17 protein-coding genes are annotated in these 16,579 nt (G+C 73.6%); 9 read left to right on the top strand and 8 right to left on the bottom strand.

What is annotated here, in order from left to right; genetic code table 11:
• The first annotated feature begins 83 nt into the window (after positions 1 to 83).
• Positions 84 to 1,652, top strand: coding sequence for a hypothetical protein (locus tag OHS33_RS05400; RefSeq protein WP_330329225.1), 1,569 nt, complete (start codon positions 84 to 86; stop codon positions 1,650 to 1,652).
• A 155-nt stretch (positions 1,653 to 1,807) separates the two neighbouring features.
• Here the strand turns inward: OHS33_RS05400 and OHS33_RS05395 are convergent, their stop codons facing one another.
• Positions 1,808 to 2,479, bottom strand: coding sequence for a cytochrome b/b6 domain-containing protein (locus OHS33_RS05395; protein ID WP_330329224.1), 672 nt, complete (start codon positions 2,477 to 2,479; stop codon positions 1,808 to 1,810).
• Entirely contained in the window at positions 2,463 to 3,128 is a 666-nt protein-coding gene (locus tag OHS33_RS05390; RefSeq protein ID WP_330334914.1) for a molybdopterin-dependent oxidoreductase, read from the bottom strand. The genes OHS33_RS05395 and OHS33_RS05390 overlap by 17 nt, the downstream gene beginning before the upstream one ends.
• A gap of 231 nt (positions 3,129 to 3,359) precedes the next feature.
• Between OHS33_RS05390 and OHS33_RS05385 the strand changes: the two genes are divergently transcribed.
• Positions 3,360 to 4,559 carry an MFS transporter gene (locus OHS33_RS05385; protein WP_330329223.1) on the top strand — a complete coding sequence of 400 codons (1,200 nt, stop codon included), beginning with the start codon at positions 3,360 to 3,362 and terminating at the stop codon, positions 4,557 to 4,559.
• 24 nt (positions 4,560 to 4,583) lie between these two features.
• Here OHS33_RS05385 and OHS33_RS05380 read toward each other — a convergent pair whose 3' ends face one another.
• Positions 4,584 to 5,189: a mycothiol-dependent nitroreductase Rv2466c family protein gene (locus tag OHS33_RS05380; protein ID WP_330329222.1), complete on the bottom strand. Its 606-nt coding sequence runs from the start codon at positions 5,187 to 5,189 to the stop codon at positions 4,584 to 4,586.
• A gap of 297 nt (positions 5,190 to 5,486) precedes the next feature.
• Between OHS33_RS05380 and OHS33_RS05375 the strand changes: the two genes are divergently transcribed.
• Genes OHS33_RS05375 through OHS33_RS05350 form a run of 6 tightly spaced genes read left to right on the top strand, consistent with a single transcriptional unit; the run spans position 5,487 to position 10,952 of the window.
• Positions 5,487 to 7,067: a sensor histidine kinase gene (locus tag OHS33_RS05375; protein WP_330329221.1), complete on the top strand. Its 1,581-nt coding sequence runs from the start codon at positions 5,487 to 5,489 to the stop codon at positions 7,065 to 7,067.
• Positions 7,064 to 7,465, top strand: a complete 402-nt coding sequence (locus OHS33_RS05370; RefSeq protein WP_330329220.1) for a roadblock/LC7 domain-containing protein — start codon at positions 7,064 to 7,066, stop codon at positions 7,463 to 7,465. Before OHS33_RS05375 ends, OHS33_RS05370 begins: the two co-directional genes overlap by 4 nt.
• On the top strand, positions 7,462 to 7,824 hold the full coding sequence (locus tag OHS33_RS05365) for a DUF742 domain-containing protein (protein WP_330329219.1): 363 nt from the start codon (positions 7,462 to 7,464) through the stop codon (positions 7,822 to 7,824). Before OHS33_RS05370 ends, OHS33_RS05365 begins: the two co-directional genes overlap by 4 nt.
• Positions 7,805 to 8,488 carry a GTP-binding protein gene (locus OHS33_RS05360; protein WP_330329218.1) on the top strand — a complete coding sequence of 228 codons (684 nt, stop codon included), beginning with the start codon at positions 7,805 to 7,807 and terminating at the stop codon, positions 8,486 to 8,488. The genes OHS33_RS05365 and OHS33_RS05360 overlap by 20 nt, the downstream gene beginning before the upstream one ends.
• Positions 8,485 to 9,714: a cytochrome P450 gene (locus OHS33_RS05355; protein WP_330329217.1), complete on the top strand. Its 1,230-nt coding sequence runs from the start codon at positions 8,485 to 8,487 to the stop codon at positions 9,712 to 9,714. Before OHS33_RS05360 ends, OHS33_RS05355 begins: the two co-directional genes overlap by 4 nt.
• Positions 9,711 to 10,952 carry a cytochrome P450 family protein gene (locus tag OHS33_RS05350; RefSeq protein ID WP_330329216.1) on the top strand — a complete coding sequence of 414 codons (1,242 nt, stop codon included), beginning with the start codon at positions 9,711 to 9,713 and terminating at the stop codon, positions 10,950 to 10,952. Before OHS33_RS05355 ends, OHS33_RS05350 begins: the two co-directional genes overlap by 4 nt.
• A 52-nt stretch (positions 10,953 to 11,004) precedes the next feature.
• On the opposite strand, the gene OHS33_RS05345 is transcribed toward OHS33_RS05350, so the two are convergent.
• From OHS33_RS05345 to OHS33_RS05335, 3 genes are read right to left on the bottom strand one after another with little or no spacing between them, the layout of a single operon-like run.
• On the bottom strand, positions 11,005 to 12,204 hold the full coding sequence (locus OHS33_RS05345; protein ID WP_330329215.1) for an ATP-grasp domain-containing protein: 1,200 nt from the start codon (positions 12,202 to 12,204) through the stop codon (positions 11,005 to 11,007).
• Positions 12,201 to 13,493, bottom strand: a complete 1,293-nt coding sequence (locus OHS33_RS05340) for an MFS transporter (RefSeq protein WP_330329214.1) — start codon at positions 13,491 to 13,493, stop codon at positions 12,201 to 12,203. Before OHS33_RS05340 ends, OHS33_RS05345 begins: the two co-directional genes overlap by 4 nt.
• Positions 13,490 to 14,779 carry an ATP-grasp domain-containing protein gene (locus tag OHS33_RS05335; RefSeq protein WP_330329213.1) on the bottom strand — a complete coding sequence of 430 codons (1,290 nt, stop codon included), beginning with the start codon at positions 14,777 to 14,779 and terminating at the stop codon, positions 13,490 to 13,492. The genes OHS33_RS05340 and OHS33_RS05335 overlap by 4 nt, the downstream gene beginning before the upstream one ends.
• Before the next feature lie 270 nt (positions 14,780 to 15,049).
• Here OHS33_RS05335 and OHS33_RS05330 point away from each other — a divergent pair, with 270 nt between their 5' ends.
• Positions 15,050 to 15,325, top strand: a complete 276-nt coding sequence (locus OHS33_RS05330) for a GlsB/YeaQ/YmgE family stress response membrane protein (RefSeq protein ID WP_330329212.1) — start codon at positions 15,050 to 15,052, stop codon at positions 15,323 to 15,325.
• 35 nt (positions 15,326 to 15,360) lie between these two features.
• Here the strand turns inward: OHS33_RS05330 and OHS33_RS05325 are convergent, their stop codons facing one another.
• Both OHS33_RS05325 and OHS33_RS05320 read right to left on the bottom strand, forming a co-directional pair.
• Positions 15,361 to 15,768 (bottom strand): helix-turn-helix transcriptional regulator, encoded by a 408-nt coding sequence (locus OHS33_RS05325; protein WP_330329211.1) that lies wholly within the window; start codon positions 15,766 to 15,768, stop codon positions 15,361 to 15,363.
• Complete coding sequence (locus tag OHS33_RS05320; protein ID WP_330329210.1) at positions 15,765 to 16,391, bottom strand: helix-turn-helix transcriptional regulator; 627 nt, start codon at positions 16,389 to 16,391, stop codon at positions 15,765 to 15,767. Before OHS33_RS05320 ends, OHS33_RS05325 begins: the two co-directional genes overlap by 4 nt.
• Between the last annotated feature and the right edge of the window lie 188 nt (positions 16,392 to 16,579).

Raw genomic sequence — 16,579 nt, 5'->3', positions numbered from 1 at the left:
TCGGGTCGCCCGATCTAGCGTCTGGCCGCGGCGCGATGTCAGACGAACCGTCAACAAGACCGAAGAGAACGGAGGAAGCCCGGATGTTCCGAAGAGCGCTGCACTGCGCGGTGATGCCCGTCATCGCCGTCGCCGTGGCGATGTACGGGATCTCCCCGGCCCAGGCCGACGCGATACCCCAGGCCCCCGGCCACCGCCTGGTCAGCCAGTACGACGGCAGCCCCGCGGCCGCCGTCCCGGTGCCCGGCGAAGCCCCGCCCCAGCACCCCTTCCTCGCGCCCAACGGCCGCAGCGGAATGCACGCCGACGCGGCGGGCAGCGCCACCTACCCCTGGTCCGGTCCGCTCGGCAGGAACCCGAAGGTCACCAGCGAGAAGATCGCCGCCCTCGGCGGCGAGTGCGCCACCGCCACCTTCGACTCGGGCGGCCGCCTGGTCACGGTGTGCGGCACCTTCACCGGGTTCAAGGTCAAACTGCTCGACCCCCGCACCCTGGTCACGCTTGCGGAATACCAGCTCCCGCAGCGCTCCTCGACCGTCGAGGCGATCACCTCGCTCGACTTCTCGAAGATCTTCAAGGACACCTCGGGCGGCGCGTACTTCTACCTGGACGACCAGGACCGGGCGGTGCTGGCCGACTCCCGCCAGCACATCCTGCGCCTCGCCCACGGCCAGAACCCCGACGGCAGCTGGAAGTTCACCGTCGCCGACGACTGGGACCTCACCGGACAGGTCCCGCACGACTGCGTGAGCTGGACCAACCTGTGGCCCAGCGGCACCTGCGACCCCGTCACCTCGGTGATGCCCGACTGGGACGGCCGCATCTGGTGGGTCACCCGACAGGGCCGCGTCGGCACCGTGGACCCGGCCACCGGAGCGCTGCGCTCCGTCCGGCTGGAGGGGGAGGAGATCCAGAACTCCTTCTCCGTCGCCGAGGACGGCGTCTCCATCGTCTCGGACCACGCGCTCTACAGCTTCCGCGCCACGGCCGACGGCACCCCGCAGGTGCTGTGGCGCCAGACCTACGACCGCGGTACGGGCACCAAACCCGGTTCCGTGAACCAGGGTTCGGGCACCACCCCGGACCTCTTCGGCAACGGCTACGTCGCGATCACCGACAACGCCGACGACCGGATGAACATCCTCGTCTACCGGCGCGGCGCCGACGTCCCGGCGGACCGGCGGCTCGTCTGCAAGGTCCCGGTCTTCCGCTCCGGGGCGTCCACCACCGACAACTCCCTGATCAGCTGGGGCAACAGCCTCGTCGTCGAGAACAACTACGGCTACGAGAACCTCACCACCCTGCTGTTCGGCAAGAGCGTGGTCGGCGGCGTCAGCCGGGTCGACGTCCGGCCCGACGGCAGCGGCTGCGACACGGTGTGGGAGAGCGGGATCCGCTCGCCCTCGACCGTGCCCAAGCTCTCGACGGCCAACGGGCTGCTCTACTTCTACGAGAAGGAGCCCAACATCTGGGGGATCGACGCCTGGTACCTCAGCGCCGTCGACTTCCGCACCGGCGAGCGCCGCTGGCGGCAGCTGACCGGCACCGGACCGCTCTACGACAACAACTGGGCGCCGATCACCATCGGCCCCGACGGCACGGCGTACGTCGGCGTCTTCAACGGCATCGTGGCCGTCCGGGACGGCGGCTGAGCCGGCGGCAGGGCCCGATGGGCCCGGCGGGGCGGCCCGGCGCGCGATCCGCGCCGGTCCGCCCGTCCGCCCGGTCCGCCCGTCCCCCCGGTCCGCCCGTCCGCCCGGTCCGCCCGTCTCCCCGGTCCGCCCGTCTCCCCGGTCCGCCCGTCCGCTCAGTCCTCCCGGCCGCCCGGGAGGTGCCACAGCGGGTGCTCCCGCTCGGCCCAGTACCGGTCCACGGAGCCCGTCCGCATGCCGCGCCGGGACTCCGGATCGGCCAGCGCCTTGCCCACGTGCGCGGCGAGCACCACCCCCAGGGCCAGGGCCAGCCAGTCGTGCACGAAGGTGGCCGCCGTCCGCCAGCGCAGCGGCGCGAAACCCGTCACCCACATCAGCAGCCCGGTCCCCACCATCACCAGGACCGCCCCGGCCAGCCAGCTCGCGTACACCTTCTGCCCGGCGTTGAACTTCCCGGCGGGCCGGGGGCCCAGGCGGTCCCGGCGCAGCGCCGAGCGCAGCCACACCGCGTCGTGCGGACCGAACCGGTTCAGGCGGCGCAGATCGCCCCGGAAGGCCCGCGAGAGCAGCCCCAGCAGGAACGGAGCCGCGAGCAGCAGCCCGGACCACTCGTGCACGGTGACGACGAGGCGGCGGCGGCCGACCAGTTCGGCGAGCGGGGAGAGGTAGAGGCAGGCGGCCGAGGCCACGCACAGGCCCATGAGGGCGCCCGTGGCCCGGTGCACCCAGCGCTGGGAGCGGCTGAACCGGCGTACCCGCGCGGTGGCCGCCGCCGTGGCCGTCCCCGTGGCAGGCTCGGACGGTGGGGGCTCAGACGGTAGGGGCATCGTCGCGTCCGTTCGATTTTCCGACCCAGGCGTCGACGTCGTAGCCGAGGCGTTCCCAGTACCCGGGCTCGACGTCCCGGGTCAGGGTGATGCCGGAGAGCCACTTCGCCGACTTGTAGAAGTACATGGGGGCGGCGTACAGCCGGACCGGCCCTCCGTGGCTGTGGCCCAGCGGCTGGTCCTGCATGCGCAGCGCCACCATCACGTCGTCGCGCCGGGCCTGCGGGAGGGTCAGGCTCTCGGTGTACGCGCCGTCGAAGCAGGTGAACCGGATGGCGCGGGCCTGCGGGCTGACCCCGGCCGCGTCCAGCAGCCGGTACAGCGGCACGCCCTCGAAGGGGGTGTTCGGGACCCGCCAGCCCGTCACGCACTGGACGTCGCGCACGACCCGGGTCTGCGGGAGCCTCCCGAGGTCGTCCAGGGTGTACGTGGCGGGACGCTCGACCAGGCCGTCGACGGTGAGCCGGTAGTCCTGCGGGCCTCTCTTGGGGACGGAGGAGGCCACCGAGTAGTAGCGGAACCCGCCGCCGTTGGGCAGCAGCGAGGTGATCCCGGTGGGGTCCTTGTCCGCGGTGGCCCCGAGGACGGATTCGAAGCCGCGCTGCAGGGCCGGGGCGGCGGCCAGACCCACGGCGCCCAGGCCGACCATGCCCAGGACCAGGCGGCGGCCGACGGGGGCGCCCCGGCCGTCCGGATCCGGGCGCTGCGGGGCCGGCCGCTCCGGGTCCCGTGCGTGCTGTTCTGTGCTCACCCGCCGATTCGACCACCGTCACGGGCCCGGCACCAGGGTCCGCGGCCCGCCGTCAGACTTCCGTCACACCTGGGCGCGGACCCGGCCGCGCTGCCGGGCGCTGCGCGGGCCCGCTCGTACGATGCGGTGATGATCACCGCCGCTCCGCGCCGCAGACCGGGCTACCTCGCCGCCGCGGCCGTCTTCGCGGTCGGCATGATGGGCACCACCCTGCCGACTCCGCTCTACGGGCTCTACCGCGAGGAGATCGGGTTCTCCACCTTCGTGGTGACCATCGTCTTCGCCGTCTACGCCGTCGGGGTGCTGGCGGTGCTGCTGCTCGCCGGGGACTACTCCGACCGGGCCGGGCGGCGGCCCGTGCTGCTGGCCGCGCTCGCGCTCTCGGCGGGCAGCGCCGTCTGCTTCCTGTGCGAGAACGGGCTGCCGCTGCTCTTCGCGGGGCGGCTGCTGTCCGGCTTCGCCGCCGGGCTGTTCAGCGGCACCGCGACCGCCGCCGTCATCGAACTCGCCCCGCCCGAACGCCGGGCCCGGGCCGCCTTCGCCGCCACCGCCGCCAACATGGGGGGTCTCGGCTGTGGTCCGCTGCTGGCCGGGCTGCTCGCCCAGTACGCTCCGCACCCGCTGGCGCTGCCCTTCCTGGCCCACCTCGCCCTGCTGGTGCCCGCGACGGTGGTCGTTCTGCTGCTGCCCGAGACGGTGGAGCGGCGCGAGCGCCGGGCCCGGCCGCGGCCCCAGGGCGTGCGCGTGCCGCCCGGGGCGCGGGCGGCGTTCGCGCTCTGCGCTCCGGCCGCGTTCGCGGGCTTCGCGCTGCTGGGACTGTTCACGGCGGTGGCGCCGACCTTCGTCGCGCAGACCCTGGAGGTCACCAACCACGCGGTCGCGGGCGCGATCGTCTTCTCGGTGTTCCTGGCCTCCACCCTCGGGCAACTCGCCGCGGGCCGGCTGGAAGCGGACCGCGCGCTGCCGCGCGGACGGCTGCTGCTGGTGAGCGGCCTGGTGCTGGTCGCCACCTCACTGGGCGTGGAATCGCTGCCGCTGCTCGTCGCGGGCGGCGCCGTCGCGGGGTTCGGCCAGGGCATGGCCTTCCGGGCGGCGGTGGCGACCGTATCGGCCGCGGCCCCCGCGGAGCAGCGGGGGGCCACGATCTCCGCGCTGTTCGTCATCGCCTACTGCGGGATCTCCCTGCCGGTGGTGGGCGTCGGCGCGCTCACCCTGTGGCTGGGCCTGCGCGGCGCGGGCCTGGTGTTCGCGGTCTGCGTCGCGCTCACGGCGGCGGCCGGCCGCCGCGGGGGCGACCGGCCCGCATCCGGCCCATCAGGCCCGAACTGATCCCGTCCGGCTGGAGGTCCGGCCTCAGCTGAAGTCGAGACCGCCGGTCCGGGTGCGCTTGAGCTCGAAGAAGTCGGAGTACCCGGCGAGCAGCCGGACCCCGTCGAAGACCCGTACGGCGTCCTCGCCGCGCGGGATCGAGGTCAGGACGGGACCGAAGAAGGCGGTGCCGTCGATGTGGATGGTCGGCGTGCCGACCTCCTCGCCGACCGGGTCCATGCCCTCGTGGTGGCTCTTGCGCAGGGCGTCGTCGTATTCGGTGCGCCCGGCGGCCTCGGCCAGTTCGACCGGCAGGCCGGCCTCGGCCAGCGCCTCCCGGATCAGCTCGTCCGTGGCGGACCGGTCCTGGTTGTGCAGCCGGGTGCCGAGGGCGGTGTACAGGTCGCGCAGTACGTGTTCGCCGTGCTCCTGGGCGGCGGCGATGCAGACCCGCACGGGTCCCCAGCCGGAATCCAGCAGCCTGCGGTAGCGCTCGGGCAGGTCTTCCTTGCCCTCGTTGAGCACCGACAGGCTCATGACACGGAAATTGAGGTCCAGGTCGCGCTGCTTCTCCACCTCCAGGATCCAGCGGGAGGTGATCCAGGCGAAGGGGCAGATGGGATCGAAGTAGAAATCAACTTTGTTGGTCACCCGTCCGAGACTAGAAGGCCGATGTCCCGTCCAGAAGGGCCATTGTGCCGCCGGAAGACTGGGCCAATGGCCCGTTGGTGGCCCGGACCGGACCGGGAGGGCCCCGCAGGGCACGTTTTGACGCGCGTGGTGCGCAGAAATCCGGCGACAAATCACAGCAAGTCGGGGTGAATTGGTCAGTACTTGGTGCATTTCTCACCACCGGTTGTCTCAATCGATCACCAACTCTCCTATAGTTGCCTCTCGTTGCCACAGGAACCCTCTCTTCCATTTCTGCCCGGTTTGAGGCTTTGATTGATGACGGCGTCGCCCTCCCCCCTTCGCCCCTCCGCGCTGGCCCTGCTGCTGACCGCAGCGGTCGCCGGTGCGCTCTGCACGGCGGCGGTGGCCGCGGCCCCGTCGACCGTCCGTACCCCGCTCGCCTGGTTCTCCGTCGCGGGGGTCCTGCTGCTCGGGATCGCCGCGTTCGCGGTCACCTGGACCACGCGCGCCGCCCGGCTGCTGCGCGCCCGGGTGTCCGGCCTCACCGGTGAGGTGTCCGCGCGGGACGCCGAGATCTCCCGGCTCACCGCACAGAGCGCGCGGGACGCGGCCGCCCGCACCGCCGAGCGGCAGCGGCTCACCGGTGAACACGCCGCCGAGCTGGAACGTTTCGCCAGTGCCGGAGCCGCCGAGGCGGACCGGCTGACGGCCTCTCACCTCAGCGCGCGCGAACACCTCGGCGAGCAGCTGCGCCGGGCCGAATCCGGCCGGGCCGCCGCCATGGCCGCCGCCGCCAACGCGGCGGGCCGGATGCAGGCGCTGGCCACCGGCATGCTCGCCGACCTGCGGGAGATGGAACACCGGCACGCCGACGAGGACGTGCTCGGCGACCTCCTGCACCTGGACCACCGCACCGCCCAGGCGGGCCGCCTCGCCGACTCGATCGCGGTGCTCACCGGCGCCCGGTCGGGCCGCCGTTGGGCCAAGCCGATCGTCATGGAATCGATCCTGCGCGGTGCGATGGGCCGGATCGGCAGCTACCAGCGGGTGCGGCTGCACTCCACCAGTGAGGCCGCCATCGCCGGGCACGCCGCCGAGGGCGTCATGCACGCGCTCGCCGAACTGCTCGACAACGCCGCGAACTTCTCGCCGCCGACCGCCGAGGTCCACGTGTACGTGGAAGAGGTGCCGGCCGGGATCATCATCACCGTCGAGGACAGCGGGCTGGTGATGAGCGAGGTCCAGCTGCGCCGCGCCGAACAGGCCGTCACCGCCGAATCGCTGGACCTGGCCGGGCTCTCCGGCACCCGGCTCGGCCTGGCCGTGGTGGGCCGGCTGGCCCGCAAGCACGGGCTGACGGTGTCCTTCCGCCCGTCGGCGCGCGGCGGCACCGGCGCGCTGATGATGCTCCCGCAGGAACTGATCAGCCAGGGTCCCGCGGCGAACCCGGCCGCCGAGGGCGGGGACCCGCTTCCCATCGACGCCGCCGCCACGGTCACGGCCGCCGAGGCCGCCGTGGTGACCCCGGCGGCCCCTTCCCCCGCGGAGCACGGCGGCGCCCGTACCGGCGACAGCGCCGACGCCGGGCGCGCGGGCGCCCGTACCGACCCGGAGCGCGCGGGCGACCGTACCGCCGAGGACACCGGAGACCACCCCGCCCCCGGCGAGAGCGGACTCCCGCAGCGCCGCCGCGGCCGGACCCTGGCCGCCGCCCACCCCGAGGGAGCCGGGGCCGCCGACCGGGCGGCCGCGCGCACCTCCGCCCCCGCGGACGCCTCCCGCTCGGCCGCCCGCTTCGGCAGCTTCCGCCAGGCCGTGCGCGGCGCCGCGGCCGAGCAGCCCACAGGGCCCACGCACACCCCGCACCCCCCGCACCCGGAAGGCAACACGCGATGACCACCGCCACCACCGACGAGAAGCTCGGCTGGCTCCTTGAGGGCCTCCTGGAACGCACCCCCGGCGCCCGCCACGCCCTGGTGCTCTCCCGGGACGGCCTCAAGCTCTGCCGCACCCCGGAGCTGTCCGTCGACCAGGCCGACCAGCTCGCGGCGATCGCCGCCGGGATCCAGAGCCTGTCGCACGGGGCGTCCATCGAGTTCGGCGACGGCAGCGGCGGTGTGCGCTCCGCCATGGCCGAGTTCTACGGCGGGATCCTCTTCATCGTCGAGGCGGGCGAAGGCGCGCACCTGGCGCTGGTCGCCGCCGAGGACGCGGACGCGGGCCTCGTCGGCCACAACATGTCGGAACTGGTCGAACAGCTCGGTGAGCACCTGATCGCCAGGCCGCGGGGATGAGCCGGAGCAGGCCGGGCCGGGACGACTCCCCGGACCGGCTCTACACCCTCACGGGCGGCCGCAGCCGCTCCGGCTCGGACGCCTTCGACCTGGTGACCCTGGTCATCGCCGAATGCGATCCGGTCGTGGGCATGCAGTCGGAACACGCGGCCATCCTGCGGATGTGCCAGTACCCGACGGCGGTCGTCGAGATCGCCGCCGAACTGGGCCTGCCGGTGTCGATCGTGCGGATCCTGCTCGCCGACCTGCTCGGCACCGGCAAGATCAGCGCCCGGCACCCGCGTACGGCGAACTCGGCGTACAGCCTTCCCGACCCCGACATCCTGGAGCAGGTGCTCGTTGGACTCCGCAATCTCTGACCAGCCGGTGGATCAGCGCGCACCGCGCCCGGCCCGGCAGGCCCTCGGCAGCACCGCGGACAACGGTCTCAAGATCGTCGTCGTGGGCGGCTTCGGCGTCGGGAAGACCACCATGGTCCGTTCGGTCAGCGAGATCCGTCCGCTGAACACCGAGGAGACGATGACCAAGGCGGGCGAGTCGGTCGACGACACCGGCGCGGTCGCCGCCAAGACCTCCACCACCGTCGCCTTCGACTTCGGCCGGATCACCCTCGACGCCCACAACGTGCTCTACCTGTTCGGCGCCCCCGGCCAGGAACGGTTCTGGTTCCTGTGGGACCGGCTGTTCTCCGGCACCCTCGGGGCGGTCGTCCTGGTCGACACCCGGCGGCTCGCCGACTCCTGGTACGCCATCGACCGGCTCGAACACCACGGCACCCCCTTCGTCGTGGCCTGCAACGACTTCGGCGGTCCCGCGCACACCGCGGAGCAGATCCGCGGCGCCCTCGACCTGCCGCCGCACATCCCGCTGGTGTTCTGCGACGCCCGGTCCCGCGAGTCCAGCAAGCAGGTGCTCATCACCCTCGTCCAGCACGTCCAGCACACCCACCGGCTTCACCAGCCTCAGCACGCCCAGCACCTTCAGACGGCCGACCGGCCGACGACCCCGGAGCCCACCCCGTGACCACCCCCGAGCCCCGCCCCGTCCCCCTGGGCGGCCCCCGGTTCCAGACCGACCCCACCGAGCTGTACCGGGAGATGCGCCGTGACCACGGCGCCGTCGCCCCGGTCGTCCTCGACGGAGACGTACCGGCCTGGCTGGTCCTCGGCTACCGCGAACTGCACCAGGTCACCAGCGACCCGGTGCTCTTCTCCCGCGACTCCGACCTGTGGAACCAGTGGGACCGGATCCCCGCCGACTGGCCGCTGCTCCCGATGATCGGCCGCAAGCAGCCCTCGATCCTCTACACCGTCGGCGAACGCCACCGCGAGCGGGCGGGGGTGATCTCCGACGCGCTGGAGGCCATCGACCCCTTCGAACTCAAGGGCCACGCCGAGCGGTTCGCGGACGAGCTGATCGACCGGCTCTGCGGCAAGGGCGCGTGCGACATCGTCGGCGAATACGCCATGCTGCTGCCGCTGCGCGTCCTCGCCCGGATCTACGGCTTCTCCGACGAGGAGGGCCCCGGCCTCGTCACCGCCATGAACGACATGATCAACGGGCGCGAGGGCGCCCTCGCCGGACAGCAGCACCTCGGCGGGTCCATGTACGCGCTGCTCGCCGCCAAGTCGGCGGCGCCCGGCCCCGACGTGGCCTCCCGGATGCTCGCCAACCGGGCCGGTTTCACCCTCGACGAGGTGGCCCAGGACCTCATGGTCATGATGGCCGCCGGGCACCAGCCCACCGCCGACTGGATCGGCAACACGCTGCGCCTCATGCTCACCGACGACCGGTTCGCGGCCTCCCTCGCGGGCGGCCGCCACAGCGTCGGCGAAGCCATGAACGAGGTGCTCTGGGAGGACACCCCCACCCAGAACGTGGCGGGCCGCTGGACCTCCCGGGACACCACCCTCGGCGGGTGCCGGATCGCCCGCGGCGACCTCCTCGTGCTGGGCCTGGCCGCCGCCAACTCCGACCCGCACGTGCGCACCGACGCGGGCGCGCTGACCGGCGGCAACAACGCCTTCTTCTCCTTCGGGCACGGCGAACACCGCTGCCCGTTCCCCGCGCAGGAGGTCGCCGAGGTCATCGCGCGGACCGGGATCGAGGTCCTCCTCGACCGGCTCCCCGACGTCGACCTCGCCGTCCCCGCCTCCTCGCTGGCCCGCCGCCCCTCGCCCTGGCTGCGCGGCCTGTCCGAACTGCCCGTCTCCTACACCCCTACCCCCGCCCTGGGAGCCACCCGATGACGTGCCCGATCGACCACACCGGCGCCGACGCCGCCGCGCTCAGCCTGGACCCCTTCGTGGCCGACCTCGACGCCGAGAGCGCGGCCCTGCGCGCGGCCGGGCCGCTGGTGCGCGTCGTGCTGCCGGGCGGGGTGGCCTGCTACGCGGTCACCCACCACGCCGAGGCCCGGGCGCTCCTGACGGACCCGCGGATCGTCAAGGACATCAACGCGTGGGGTGCCTGGCAGCGCGGTGAGATACCCCTGGACTGGCCGCTGATCGGGCTCGCCAACCCGGGGCGCTCGATGCTGACCGTCGACGGCGACGAGCACCGCCGGCTGCGCACCCTGGTCGCGCAGGCGCTGACCGTACGCCGGGTGGAGCGGCTGCGGACCGGCATCGAGGCGCTGACCAAGGGGATGCTGGACGAGCTCGCCGGGGTGCCGGCGGGGGAGACCGTGGACCTCAAGGCGCGCTTCGCGTACCCGCTGCCGATGAACGTGATCAGCGAACTGATGGGCGTGGACGCCGCCGATCACCCCCGGATGAAGGAGCTGTTCGAGAAGTTCTTCTCGACGCAGACCCTGCCCGAGGAGGTCCCGCAGATGATGGCGGACCTCGCCGCGCTGTTCGGCCGGATCGTGGAGTCCAAGCGGCAGAGCCCCGGCGACGACCTGACCAGCGCGCTCATCGCGGCCTCGGAGGACGGTGACCACCTCACCACCGAGGAGATCACCAACACCCTCCAGCTGATGGTCGCGGCAGGGCACGAGACCACGATCAGCCTGATCGTCAACGCGGTCGTCGCCCTGGAGACCCACCCCGAGCAGCGCGCCCTGGTGCTGGCGGGCGAGGTGCCCTGGGAGAACGTCATCGAGGAGACCCTGCGCTGGTCGACCCCGACCTCGCACGTCCTGATCCGGTTCGCCGCCGAGGACGTCGAGGTCGGGAGCGCCGTCCTGCCCAAGGGCGAGGGCCTGATCGTCTCCTTCGGCGCCATCGGCCGCGACGAGGGCCGGCACGGGGAGACGGCGGGCGTCTTCGACGTCACCCGCACCCCGAACCGGCACATCTCCTTCGGCCACGGCCCGCACGTCTGCCCCGGCGCCGCGCTCTCCCGGCTGGAGGCGGCGGTGGCCCTCCCGGCCCTGTACACGCGCTTCCCCGGGCTGCGCCTCGCCGTCGGCCGCGAGGAACTGCGCAACAAGCCGGTCGTGACCCAGAACGACCTGTTCGACCTGCCCGTCGTCCTGGGCTGACGCCGTCGCGCGTGGGCCCCCGCGAACGGGGCCCACGCGCCGTGCTCAGTGCTCAATCCGTCGCGCGTACGCTGATCCGCAGCCGCTCCGCCAGGAACTTCAGGGCGTCCTCGCGCGCGGCGGGCGAGTCGGCCTTCACCAGGATGTGGCCGAGGCGCTGGGACGAGGAGGTCAGCGGACCCACCACGTCCCCCACCCCCTTGCGCAGCCCGACCCGGACCACCGCCGGATGCGCGGCGATCTCCGGCAGGCCGTCGACCGCCGTGATCGTGCCGGGCGGGCAGGTGGGGAAGTACGTCGCCGCATACGCCTCCGGGCGCCCGCGCAGCAGATCGCCGAGCGGTTCCCCGAGCGCGAGCCGCACCACCGCCTCGTGCAGGTCGAAGCCGTACGTCAGGCTGACCGCCTCGGCCAGGAAGTCCCCGGGGGTACGGACGGCCACCTCCATCAGCACCGGACCGTCCAGCCCCACCCGGAACTCCAGGTGCACCAGCCCCGTCCGCATCCCCAGCCCCCGCAGCACTCCCGCGGTCAGCTCGTCCACCCGCGCCGCGAGCGCCGGGTCGGTGAACTCGTACCCGCAGCGGTGCGACAGCTCCACGAAGTACGGCGGGGCGGTGGTCTCCTTCTCCGTCACGTTGGCGAAGAGCACCTCGCCCTCGTGGACGAGCGCCTCCCAGCTGTACTCCGGGCCCGGCACGGCCGCCTCGACGAGGATCTTGCCCTCGCCGCCCCGGCGCACGACGATCTCCTCCGCCTCCGCGGCGCCGGTGACCAGCTCGACGCCCTCACTGCCGCCCAGGGACAGCGGCTTGACCACCACCGGCAGCCGCTCCAGCATCCACTCCCGGGCCGCGCGCAGGTCCGGGGCGAGCAGGAAGTCGGGCTGCGCGACCCCGTACGCCCCGAAACCGGTGCGCTGCAGGGCCTTGTTGCGGGAGATCACCGCGGCGTGCAGGGACGGGCCCGGCAGCCCGAGCCGCTCCTGCGCCAGCGCGCCCGCGGTCACGTTGGCCTCCGCGAAGGCGAGCACCCCGTCGGGGGCGCGGTCGGCGAGCGCCGCCGTGACCCCGGCGAACCAGGACTCGTCCAGGGAGCCCGTCACCGGGTAGTAGGTGACGTCCTCCTCGGCCGGGCCGCCCCGCATCAGCGCGGCGTTCTCCACCGCGCGGACCCGGTGCCCGAGCCGCCTCGCCGCGTCGACGTACGGCCGCCCCATCGTGCCGACGCCGACCACCAGCAGATCCTTCACGCGACTGCCCCTTCACTCGTTGCCCGGGAGATCCGGACCTCGGCCTGCTTCCGTTCCTCTTGCTGCCGTTCCTCTTGCCGGCGTTCCAGGGCCCGGGTCACCGGCGGTACGAGGACCGAGGCCAGGCAGAACACCACGCCCAGGGCGGCCCATCCGGCCGCTCCCGTCGCGATCACCACCCCGGTCACCAGCGCCGGGCCCACGATCCGCTGCCCCGAGTTGCCGAGGCTGAACACGGAGAGGTAGATCCCCCGGCGGTCCTCCGGGGCGAAGGCGTAGCTCAGGTCCCAGCCGCCCACCGCCTGCCACATCTCGCCGAAGGTCAGCGCCACACAGCCGAGCAGCAGCAGCGCCCCGGCCAGGAGCGGGGACAGTCCGTGCGCGGCCGCCAGGGCCGCACAGCACGCGGCGAGCGCGAATCCGCTCAGCCGCAGCGCCCGGGCCGCCCCGCCGGGCCGTTCCGCCCCGCGCGACACCGGCACCTGGAGGGTGATCGACAGCGCCGTGTTCACCAGGATCAGCACCGGCACGAACCCGGCGGGCACCCCGGTCGCCGTCATCGCCCACAGCGGGAGCCCCACCGACAGCAGCGTCGTGTGCAGGTTGAGCACCCCGCCCAGCCCGGCCAGGCCCAGGTAGCGCCAGTCCCGGAAGCCCCGGATCGCCGTCAGCGGCCCCACCTTGCGCTGCGCCGCGCTGGAGCGCACCAGCCGCAGCCGGCCCAGCATGACCGCCGAGGCGAGGAACGCCGCCGCGTTGCCGAGCACGATGCCCCGGTACGCCCACATGCTGTCGGCCGCGAGCAACGGCGCCGCCAGCAGCGCGCCGACCGAGAAGCCGATGTTGCGCACGGTGCGGACGATCGCCATCGTCCGCGTACGGTCGGACTCCTCGGTGGTGTCGGAGGCCACCGCCTGCGTCATCGGCTGGGTCGCCCCCTCCGCCGCGGCGAGGCAGGAGGACACCACCAGGAACCCGGCGAAGCCGTGCACGTACGCCAGTGCCACGAACCACAGGGCCCGCCACACCTGGAGCGCGATCAGCGTGCGCCGGGCCCCGATCCGGTCGCTCAGCGCCCCGATCGGGACGGTGGCCAGGAAGCCCACGAACCCGGAGACGGCCAGTCCGGCGCCGATCTGGGTGGGGGACAGGCCGACCGAGCGGATGAAGAAGACCGTGGAACCGGCGAGGAACAGGCCGGTGCCGATCGCGTTGATCAGCGAGGTCAGGGCGAAGGTCCGCCCGGCCGCCGTGGCGGGCACGTAGTCCGAGAGCGAGATCCGCCTCATCGCGCACCGCCGCCCCGCGGCGCGGTGCGCACCGAGACCAGTGCCGCGGCCCGCTCGGCGTTGCGGGCCGCGGCCGCCGCGTCCGTACCGCTCGCGATGACGTAACCCGCCCGCTCCCACGAGCTGGTGACGGCCGGGACCACGTCACCGGGCGCCACCGCGACGTGCACCTCCTCCACCCCGAAGGCGCGCCGGGCGGCCTCCACGCCCTCCACCGCCCCGACCGGGCCGACGGGCGCGATCAGGAACCGTACGGCCGCGCCCAGCACGGGCGGGCGCTGCGGGGTCGGCGCGCTGCCGTCCAGTACGCCGAGCAGCGCGGACAGGATGTCCATCCCGTAGGCGAGGTCGATGAGCGCGGTGATCCCGCCGCCGGGCAGCCGGGCCGCGCACTCCACCAGGTGCGGGCGGCCGCCGTCGAGGATCCACTCCGAGTGCAGCACGCCCGAGCGGAAGCCCGTGGCCGACACCAGGACCGCGACCGCTCCGCGCAGCGCGTCGGCCTGCGCCGCGGGCAGCGCGGCGGGCACGGTGTGCCCGGTCTCCACGGGGTGGCGGGAGTCCTGGACCATCTTGGCGGTGATGTTGGTGAAGCCGACGATGCCCTCGTGGACCACCGCCTCGACGCTCACCTCCGGCCCGTACAGGCGCTGTTCCACCAGGTAGCGGGCGGCGTCCCGGTATCCGGCGCGCAGCGAGGGCTCGTCGGCGGTGGTGGTGTGGGCCCAGGCCGCCGCGGTGTCGTCGTCCGGTCCCAGCAGGCGCACGCCGAGACTGGCCTGGCGGCCCGCGGGTTTGAGCACGCACGCCCCGCCGTACCGGGCGCGGAAGGCGTTCACGTCCTCGGGGCTCCGGGCCAGCTGCCAGGCGGGCTGGTCCAGGTCCGTACCGTCCACCGCGGCCCGCAGCCGGGCCTTGTCCCGCAGCACGCGCGCGGCCTTGGGGCCCGCGCCGGGCAGCCCCCAGGCCTCGGCGAGCGCCGCCGCGCCCACCACGCCGTACTCCACGACCGGGACGACCGCGCGCACTCCCGGGGGCCGCGGGACGGCCGCGACGATCCGGTGCGGATGCTCCTCGTCCTGGCTGGGGGCGCCGAGCAGCGCCCCCACACAGCGGTGTGTCCCGGCCAGTCCGTCGATGCCGCGCGCGGCGATCACGGAGGGCTCCTCGACAACCAGGACGGAGTTCTCGGGGAGCAGGACGTCCAGCTTGCCGAGCATCACCGGGCTGTACCCCACCAGCACGTGGGTGATGAGGGCGGAGCCGGACGGATCGGGCAGTGTCATGGGTGCCTCGCTGCGTGACGGAGGGCGCGGGACGGGGAGGGGCCGGGGCGGGTGCGTGTACATGTGCCCGGCCTGCCCGACGACTGTGCCTTTCCGGCCACTTGACGGCATAGGCCCGTCAAGGTTCGGGTCCGCGCACCTCGGTGACCTCCTCATCCGGACCGTGCGGGTCCGTGCCGGAGAACCATTTCGGCCCGCGCGGCGTCCTTCCTGGTGAGCGCGCACACCGACGGACGGGTGCGGGCAGGCGGGATAGAGGAGTGAGCGGGTATGGGGTTCGTCAGCTGGATCATTCTGGGGCTGCTGGCCGGAGGCATCGCCAAGGTCCTGCTGCCCGGGCGCGACCCGGGCGGTCTGATCGGGACCACCCTGATCGGCGTCGCCGGCGCCTTCATAGGCGGCTGGCTGTCGGCCAAGTTCCTCGACCGGCCGGTCCAGAACAATTTCTTCGACCTGGCCACCTGGGGCGCCGCGATCGCGGGCTCGCTGGTCCTGCTCATCGCCTACCGCATCCTCTTCGGCAACTCGCGCGATGCACGCAGGTAACCGGGCCGTACGGGCCGTACCCACGGCGAAGGGCTTCAGATGAGGCTGTACTGCACCGCGCAGGCCACCGCGTGCGAGCGGTTGCGGGCGTGCAGGCGGGACATCAGCTCGTAGATGACGTTCTTGACGGTGTGCTCCGAGCAGGACAGGGTGCGGGCGATCACCGCGTTGCCGTGACCCTCCGCCATCAGGGCCAGCACCGAGGTCTGGCGGGCCGTCAAATGCGGGGCGTGCGCGGGGAGTACGGGCCGGGCCGGCGGCAGCGAGGGGTGGCCGCCGAGCAGTCGGACCAGGTCCGGATAGGGCATCTCGACCGTGTCCGGGGCCGGTTCGGGGGCAGGGGCCAGGCCGGTGGCGACCTGGGCCAGCATCCGGCTCAGCCGGCCCGCCTCCAGGGCGGGCTCGCGGGCCGGGGTGCGCGTCAGTGCGGCGACGGGGCTCACAGCATGCCCGCCCGCAGCGCGTAGGCCACCGCGTGGGCGCGGTTGCGCAGCCGGAACCGCTGGGTGATGTCGTGCACGACGGTGGTCACCGTCCGCGGCGAATAGCACAGCCGTCTCGCGATCTCGCTGGTCTCGTGCCCGTCCGCGACCATCCGCAGCACGGAGCGCTCCCGGTCGCTGAGCCCGGCCGCGTCCCAGGGACCGGCCACCCCGTCGGCCGCCGCCCCCCGGGCGCCGGAGTGTTCCAGCAGCAGGTCCAGCAGGTCCGGCGGCAGCGTGCAGTCACCGCGGGAGGCGGCCCGTACGGCCCGGGCCAGGCGGACGGGGTCCGCCTCGCGGCGGCGCAGCAGCCCCCGGGCTCCGGCGGCGATCGCGTGCAGGGCGTCGGCGGGCTCCAGCTCGCCCGCCACCAGCACCACGTCCGGCCGGGACGGGGTCTCCCGGATCGAGCGCAGTACGTCGAGTTCCGTACGGCCGACCCGGTCCACGGTCATGACGACGACGCGGGGGTCGCCGCCCGGAGCGGTCAGGGACACCTCCGGACAGGCGAGCAGGGCGCTCTTGGTACCGGCTTCGAGCACCGGATCGAGTGCGACGACGTTGACAGGGACGGGTTCTCCCACCGGGTCCTCCGAAAGTCATCCGCCTACCGGGGTGTCGGACCGGCGGAAAGGGCGCTGGTCCCCAGAGTGCGGGCGGCCGCCGGGCGGGGCATCGGGCCCGGGCCCCCACATTTGTGAAGGCGCGGCGGCGCGTGTGGCGGATCTTGTGAAGGTCCCTGCCCGGATCCCCCCGCAGGGCGTGCGCGGCG

Origin of the sequence: Streptomyces sp. NBC_00536, from assembly GCF_036346295.1 — a bacterium.
Taxonomy (GTDB): domain Bacteria; phylum Actinomycetota; class Actinomycetes; order Streptomycetales; family Streptomycetaceae; genus Streptomyces.
The sequence above is the reverse complement of the archived record's forward strand: the minus strand, read 5'-3'. Positions and strand labels throughout refer to the sequence as shown.